This window comes from Streptomyces sp. MK37H (assembly GCF_018035285.1).
Lineage (GTDB): Bacteria > Actinomycetota > Actinomycetes > Streptomycetales > Streptomycetaceae > Streptomyces > Streptomyces endocoffeicus.
This window is the reverse complement of the sequence record NZ_JAAAYH010000457.1, coordinates 1-6,952: the sequence shown is the minus strand read 5'-3', so window position 1 is coordinate 6,952 and position 6,952 is coordinate 1. Positions and strand designations below refer to the sequence as shown.

Here is a 6,952-nt window from a genome sequence, read left to right as displayed (position 1 = left end):
AGACCGCCGCCTTCTCCGGGAGCTCCCAGGCGGAGAACGGCACCGGTCGTTTGCCGTGTTTGCGCCGGGAGAACCGCTCCTCCTCGGCGGCGGCGACGGTACGGCCGTCGATGACCAGGGCGGCGGCCGGGTCGTGGAAGAGGGCGTTGATGCCGAGGATGCGCATGGGCGTGACCTTTCGGCGGCCCGGGGCCGCGGCGGAAGGGAAATGTGCGGGCGGTTGTGCGAGGGGTCAGGCTGCCTGGCGCCGGAACCAGTCGATGGTGCGGGCCAGCCCCTCGTCGGCGGGGACGACCGGTGCCCACTGGAGCTTGCCGCGGGCGAGGGTGATGTCCGGGCAGCGGACGGCGGGGTCGTCGGTGGGGCGGCCGATGAACTCGACGGTGGAGCGCGAACCGGCCAGTTCGATGATCTTGTGGGCGAGGTCCAGCATGGTGATCTCGTCCGCGTTGCCGATGTTGACCGGTCCGAGGAGGTCGGAGCCGGCCATGGCGAGGATGCCGCGCACGGTGTCGTCGATGTAGGCGAGCGAGCGCGTCTGACTGCCGTCGCCGGTGACCGTGAGGGGTTCACCGGCCAGCGCCTGCCGGATGAAGGTGGGCACGGCCCGCCCGTCGTGTCCGCGCATCCGCGGGCCGTAGGTGTTGAACAGCCGCACGATGCCGGTGTCCGTGCCGTGCGTCCCGGCCTCGGCGCAGGTCAGGGCCTCGCCGAAGCGTTTGGCCTCGTCGTAGACGCTGCGCGGTCCGACCGGGTTGACATTGCCCCAGTAGCGCTCGTTCTGCGGATGCTGCTGCGGGTCGCCGTACGCCTCGGAGGTGGAGGCCAGGACGAAGCGCGCCTCGTGGCGGCGGGCCAGGGCCAGGGCGTTGCGGGTGCCGAGGCTGCCGGTCTCCAGGGTGTGCAGCGGCAGCCGCAGATAGTCGGCCGGGGAGGCGGGGGACGCGAAGTGCAGGACGAGATCGGCGGGCCGCTTCACCTCGAACGGCTCGGTGACGTCGGCGTGCTGCAGGGTGAAGCCGGGCCGGTCCATCAGGTGGGCCACGTTGTCCGGGGTTCCGGTGCAGAAATCGTCCACACAGGTCACGGCCGTGCCCTGGTCGAGGAGCGCCGCGCACAGATGCGAACCGACGAATCCGGCTCCACCGGTGACCACGGCGTGCGCCCAGGTACGGACGGGGACGGCGGAGTCGGATCGCTCCATGGCCCCTCCCTTCCGTCGCGTTGGGACCCCACCCCAGTACCCGCGACAAAAGGAAGCAATCAGGGCACATCGCCCACCCCTCCCCCCACCAGGTCAACCGATGGGGGAAAGGCCCCGTGCGACACGGGCGCGGCAGCGCGTTCCGCCGCGGCGGGCTCGACGGCGACGGTGGCCGGTACGCGGCGGGAAGCGGTGCGGCGGGCGTGGACCAGCGTGCCCGCGCCGATGACCGCCGCGATGATCAGCCCACCGGCCACCAGGGCGCCACGCGGCCCCGCCCACTCCATGAGCAGGCCCAGCAGGGGCGGACCGGCCAGGCCCCAGGCCGTCTCGGCGGTGCGCCACACGCCGAGCACCCGGCCGCGCATCCCGGGCGGCGGATCGGTCTGGAGCACCGTGGTACCGGCCGTGTCGGAGACCGACTCGGCCACCGCCATCGGGGCCACCAGCACCAGCAGCGGAATCAGCCCCGGCGACAGCCCGGCCACCGCCTGGAGCAGCGCCCCGGCGGCGGCGAGCGCGCCGACCATCCGCACCGACGGCCGCTGCATCCGCCCGGCGAGTACCGCGCCCGCGATGCCGCCCACGGCCAGGACGGTGGCCACGGTCCCGAAGTCCTCGGAGCTGCCGGCCAGCGGGCCGGTGACCAGAACCGCCAGGGTCAGTCCGTAGTTCCGGCCGAAGACGGCGCTCACCGCCGTGATCACGGTGAGGGCGACCAGACGGGGCCGCTTGACGAAGAAGGCCATCCCGTCCCGGGCACCGGCACCGGAGAACCGGTCCCGGCGGGCGGCGGGCGGGTCCGCGGCGGTGGCCGCGCCCGGGTGGGGGCGCAGGAAGGGGATGACGGCCGCCACACACAGGAACGACAGCCCGTTGGCGGCGTAGGCGGCCGCGGTGCCGAGCGTCCCCACCGCGACCCCCGCGCAGGCCACGCCGATGAGCCGGCCGGCGCTGCTGACGACGGAGCCCAGGGCGATCGCCGAGGGGACGTCGTCGGGCGGCACCAGATCGTTGCCGAGCAGGGCGCAGGCGGGCGCGTCCACGGTGGCGACCAGACCGGTCACCGCGGCGAGCACCATCAGCGAGACCACGTTGAGCAGGTCGAACGCGACCAGGGCGGCCGTGACGAAGGCGACGAGGCCCAGTACGGCCTGGCTGACGGCCGCGGTGAGCTTGCGCGGCCAGGCGTCCACCGCCGCTCCGCCGAGCAGCCCCATGAGCAGCCCGGGGGCGGCCTGCACCGATAGGGAGAGCCCGGTGGTGGCGGCGGAGCCGGTGATGTGCAGCACCAGCAGGTTCTGCACGGTCAGCTGCATCCAGGTGCCGACGTTGGACACCAGGTTCGCCGCCGACCACCACCGCATGGCGCGGTGGCGCAGACTGCGCCACGGGGTGCGTGTGCCTCGCTCCGGGGAGCGGGGCCTGGGTATGAGGGGCGGCAGGGAGGTGGTCATGGCGAGGTCAGGGCCGGTTTCCGGGTGCGGGGGAATGAAGAGCGCCCGTGTCCGGGGCCCGGCTGACAGGGTTGCCGTACGTCAGCGACGACCCATGCTCACAGACGGCTCCCCAGGACGTGGAATCCGCCCGGGGTGGCTTTCCTCACAAATCGGCATATGCCCTGCTCAGAGCGGCGGTAAGGGACGCCTCCGGCCGGGCGCACAGCAGCGGCGGAGATCACCTACGCGCCCGTCGCGCGCCGCACCCCGTAGGCCGCGGCCCCCAGCGCCAGCACCGCCGCGCCGGAGACCACCGAGGAGACCGGCAGGGCGAAGGCCAGCAGCAGACAGCCGGCCAGGCCGAGCCCCGGCACGATCCGCGGTGGACGGCCCTCGGCCGGGGTGAGGGTCCAGGCGGAGGCGTTGGCGACGGCGTAGTAGGCCAGCACCCCGAACGAGGAGAACCCGATCGCGCCGCGCAGATCCGCCGTCGCCGCCAGGACCGCCACCACCGCGCCCACGGCCAGCTCGGCGCGGTGCGGCACCGCGAACCGGGGGTGCACGGCGGCCAGCGCGGGCGGAAGGTGCCGGTCGCGGGCCATGGCCAGGGTGGTCCGGGAGACGCCCAGGATCAGCGCGAGCAGCGACCCCAGCGCGGCCACCGCCGCGCCCGCCCGCACCACCGGCGCCAGCCCCGGGAGCCCGGCGGCGCGCACCGCGTCGGCCAGCGGGGCGCCCGCCGCGCCGAGCCCGCCACTGCCCAGCACGGTCAGCACGGCGACCGCGACCGCCGCGTAGACGGCCAGGGTGATGGCGAGCGCGAGGGGGATGGCGCGGGGGATGGTGCGCGCCGGATCGCGGACCTCCTCGCCGAGGGTGGCGATACGGGCGTAACCGGCGAAGGCGAAGAACAGCAGGCCGCCCGCGCGCAGCGCCCCGCCGAGGGTGGCGTCGCCGCCGATCTCCAACCGTGCGGCGTCCGCCTCGCCGGAGGTGAGGAGGGCGACGACCACGGCGGCCAGCACCGCGAGCACGACGGCCACGATCGCCCGGGTCAGCCAGGCGGCCTTGTGCACGCCCACGTAGTTCACGGCCGTCAGCGCCACCACGGCCGCCACCGCCACCGCGTGCGCCTGGGCGGGCCAGACATAGGAGCCGACGGTCAGGGCCATCGCCGCGCAGGAGGCCGTCTTGCCGACCACGAACCCCCAGCCGGCCAGATACCCCCAGAAGTCGCCCAGCCGCTCACGGCCGTAGACATAGGTGCCGCCGGACCGCGGATAGCGGGCGGCCAGCCGCGCGGAGGAGGTGGCGTTGCAGTACGCCACCACCCCGGCGGCCACCAGGCCGAGCAGCAGCCCCGTCCCCGCCTCCCGCGCCGCGGGCCCCAGCGCCCCGAAGATCCCCGCGCCGATCATCGACCCCAGGCCGACCACGACCGCGTCGAAGACCCCGAGGCGCCGCCGCAACTCCCCCGGTCCGGCAGGGGTGTTCGCCGTGTCCCCCATCGCTCAGCCCCGGCCCGGGTATGAGGCGGTGGCGGGTCCGAGGGCGCGCGGCAGCGGGAGTTGGCGGGAGACGGCGTAGTGCATGTGCTCCAGTATGGTGCGGGGTTCCGGCCACCGGCCGCGCTTCGGCCGGTCTTCCCGCTCGACACCGTGCGGGCCGAGCGGGATCCGCCCCTCGCCCGCCGCTCTACGATGGGGGCATGCCGGGCAGCGAACCCTCATCAACTGCGACCCGATCGCATACGCATCCCAGCGGCGCGGCGCAGTTCGCCACGGCCGCCAATGTCTTCTCGCTGCTGTCCGACCCGACCCGGCTGCATCTCGTGTGGTCCCTCGCCCGGGGCGAGGCGGATGTCAACACCCTCACCGAGGCCAGCGGGGCGGCCCGCCCGGCGGTCAGCCAGCATCTGGCCAAGCTCCGGCTGGCCGGGCTGGTCCAGGTGCGCAAGGAGGGCCGCCGCTCGGTGTACTCCCTCCACGACGGCCATCTGCGCCGACTGGTCACCGAGGCCGTCAACCACGCGGACCACATGGTCACCGGGGCCCCGTCGCACGACTGAGCCTCGGCGGAGTGGACACCCGATACGCGGTGGCACTCACCCGGCGTGGTGGGCCAGCAGGCGATGCGGGTCCTCCGCGCCCGGCCCGGGGGCCGGATCGGTGTGCACCAGGGCGGCGGTCAGCCGGGGCACCGAGTGAAGGAGGGCGTGTTCGGCCCCGACCGCCACATCGTGCGCCGCGCGCAGTTCCAGGCCACCGTCCACCTCGACCGTGACCTCGGCGCGCAGCCGGTGGCCGATCCAGCGCATCCGGAGCTCGGTCACGCCGAGCACTCCGGGGACCTCGCGCAGGGCGGCCTCGCCCGCGTCGGTCACCGCCGGGTCGACGGAGTCCATCAGCCGCCGGAACACCTCGCGGGCCGCGTCCTTGAGGACGAGCAGGATGGCGGCGGTGATGGCCAGGCCGACGATCGGGTCCGCGGACTGCCAGCCGAGCGCCGCGCCGCCCGCGCCCAGCAGCACGGCCAGGGAGGTGAAGCCGTCGGTTCGGGCGTGCAGTCCGTCGGCGACCAGGGCCGCCGAGCCGATCCGCCGCCCGACCCGGATCCGGTGCCGGGCCACCCATTCGTTGCCGATGAAGCCGAGGACCGCCGCGACCGCGACGACGCCCGGATGGGACATGGCGCGCGGGTGCAGCAGCCGCTCCACGGCCTCGTACGCGGCCAGGGCCGCCGAGGCGGCGATGGTCATGACGATGACGATCCCGGCCAGGTCCTCGGCCCGGCCGTAGCCGTAGGTGAACCGGCGGTTCGCCGCACGGCGCCCCAGGACGAACGCCACGCCGAGCGGCAGCGCGGTCAGCGCGTCGGCGGCGTTATGGACGGTGTCGCCCAGCAGCGCCACCGAGCCGGACAGCACGACGACCGCGGCCTGGAGGACCGCGGTGGCGCCGAGGACGGCGAGGGAGAGCCACAGGGCGCGCATGCCCTCGGCCGAGGACTCCAGCGCGGAGTCGACCTTCTGCGCCGACTCGTGGGAGTACGGTTTCAGCAGATGCGCGAGCTGGTGCCGGCGGTGGTGGTGCCGGTGTCCGTGGTGATGGGACTCCATGCCGCCATTATGTGCATACACGCGCACGCATGCACCCGTTGAGCCGGGGAAGATTTCGCCGGACCGCGAAAGGCCCGTCCGGACCACGAAAGGCCCGTCCGGACCACGAAAGGCCGCTCCGGACCGCGGAAGGCCACTCTGGACCGCGGAAGGCTTCGGCGCCGACCGGTCTTGCCAATGTTTTGGCAAGCGTTGACAAGGTTGCGCAACGGTGAAGACCATGCCACATGCCGTTCATCCATCCCACCTCGTCACACCGGTAACGGGCTGCCATGGCCCCCACCCTGACCGATGTCGCCAAAGGCGCCAATGTCGCGCTGTCCACGGCGTCCCGGGCGTTCAGCGACCCCGGCCGGCTCGGCCCCCAGACCCTGCGCAAGGTGCTGACCGTCGCGCAGGAGCTGGGGTACGAACCACCCGTGGCGCGCACCGCCGAGAGCGCCACCGCGGCCCGGGCCGAGACCGCCACCGTCGCGCTCGTCGTCCCCGATATCGCCAACCCCGTCTTCGGGGCCTTCGTCAAGGCCGCACAGGGCGAGTGCCGGCACCGCAGGCAGACCGTCGTCCTCGCCGACACCGACCTCGACCCGGACCGTGAGCGCGAGGTCCTCGCACATCTGAAGGAGCGGGCGGACGGCCTGGTCGTGTGCTCTCCCCGGCTGGACGCGGACGATGTGCTCGACATCTGCGGCCGCACCCCCGCCGTGCTGGTCAACCGCGAAACGTCCGGCACCGACTGTGTGCTCGCCGACGCCGCCCACGGGATGCGCCAGGCCGTGGAGTACCTCGCCGCCCTCGGACACCGGCGGATCGCCTACGTCCAGGGCATGCGGCGCTCCTGGTCCAACGCCCACCGCGTCGACCTCATCCGCGCCGAGACCGAACGCGCCGGGCTGCAGCTGGAGTTGCTGGGCTGGCAGTCCGAGACGGTGGCGGGCGGCACCGCCGCCGCCGCGAGCGTCATGGCCTCGGGCGCCTCCGCCGTCGTCGCCCACAACGACCTGATGGCGTTCGGTGTGCTCACCGGCGCCCGGGCGCTGGGGCTGAGCGTGCCCGGGGACCTCAGTGTCATCGGGTTCGACGACATCCCCTTCGCCGAGGTGTCCCAGCCGTCCCTGACCAGCGTCGCCGTGCCGATGGCCCGCGCCGGGGCGCTCAGCCTGCAGCTGCTGGGGCAGGTCCTCGCGGGCG

7 protein-coding genes are annotated in these 6,952 nt (G+C 74.0%); 2 read left to right on the top strand and 5 right to left on the bottom strand.

Features of this window, described 5'->3' with window-relative positions; genetic code table 11:
• The 4 genes from GWI24_RS37650 to GWI24_RS37635 all read right to left on the bottom strand — a co-directional run.
• Nucleotides 1-166: carbamoyltransferase N-terminal domain-containing protein (locus GWI24_RS37650; RefSeq protein WP_210950543.1), on the bottom strand; the 166-nt coding region annotated here is incomplete at its 3' end.
• Nucleotides 167-232: 66 nt separating this feature from the next.
• A complete protein-coding gene (locus GWI24_RS37645) occupies nucleotides 233-1,204 on the bottom strand; it encodes an NAD-dependent epimerase/dehydratase family protein (protein WP_210950542.1) in 972 nt (323 codons plus the stop codon).
• Between the two features lie 59 nt (nucleotides 1,205-1,263).
• Nucleotides 1,264-2,661, bottom strand: a complete 1,398-nt coding sequence (locus GWI24_RS37640) for an MFS transporter (protein ID WP_210950541.1) — start codon at nucleotides 2,659-2,661, stop codon at nucleotides 1,264-1,266.
• 224 nt (nucleotides 2,662-2,885) lie between these two features.
• Nucleotides 2,886-4,151, bottom strand: a complete 1,266-nt coding sequence (locus GWI24_RS37635; RefSeq protein WP_210950540.1) for an APC family permease — start codon at nucleotides 4,149-4,151, stop codon at nucleotides 2,886-2,888.
• A 200-nt stretch (nucleotides 4,152-4,351) separates the two neighbouring features.
• Here GWI24_RS37635 and GWI24_RS37630 point away from each other — a divergent pair, with 200 nt between their 5' ends.
• The gene (locus GWI24_RS37630) at nucleotides 4,352-4,711 is read left to right on the top strand and encodes a metalloregulator ArsR/SmtB family transcription factor (RefSeq protein WP_210950539.1); all 360 of its coding nucleotides are present in this window, start codon (nucleotides 4,352-4,354) and stop codon (nucleotides 4,709-4,711) included.
• 36 nt (nucleotides 4,712-4,747) lie between these two features.
• Here GWI24_RS37630 and GWI24_RS37625 read toward each other — a convergent pair whose 3' ends face one another.
• Nucleotides 4,748-5,761 carry a cation diffusion facilitator family transporter gene (locus tag GWI24_RS37625; RefSeq protein ID WP_210950538.1) on the bottom strand — a complete coding sequence of 338 codons (1,014 nt, stop codon included), beginning with the start codon at nucleotides 5,759-5,761 and terminating at the stop codon, nucleotides 4,748-4,750.
• Between the two features lie 272 nt (nucleotides 5,762-6,033).
• On the opposite strand from GWI24_RS37625, the gene GWI24_RS37620 reads away from it, so the two are divergent.
• On the top strand, nucleotides 6,034-6,952 hold a 919-nt coding region (locus GWI24_RS37620), incomplete at its 3' end, for a LacI family DNA-binding transcriptional regulator (protein ID WP_210950537.1).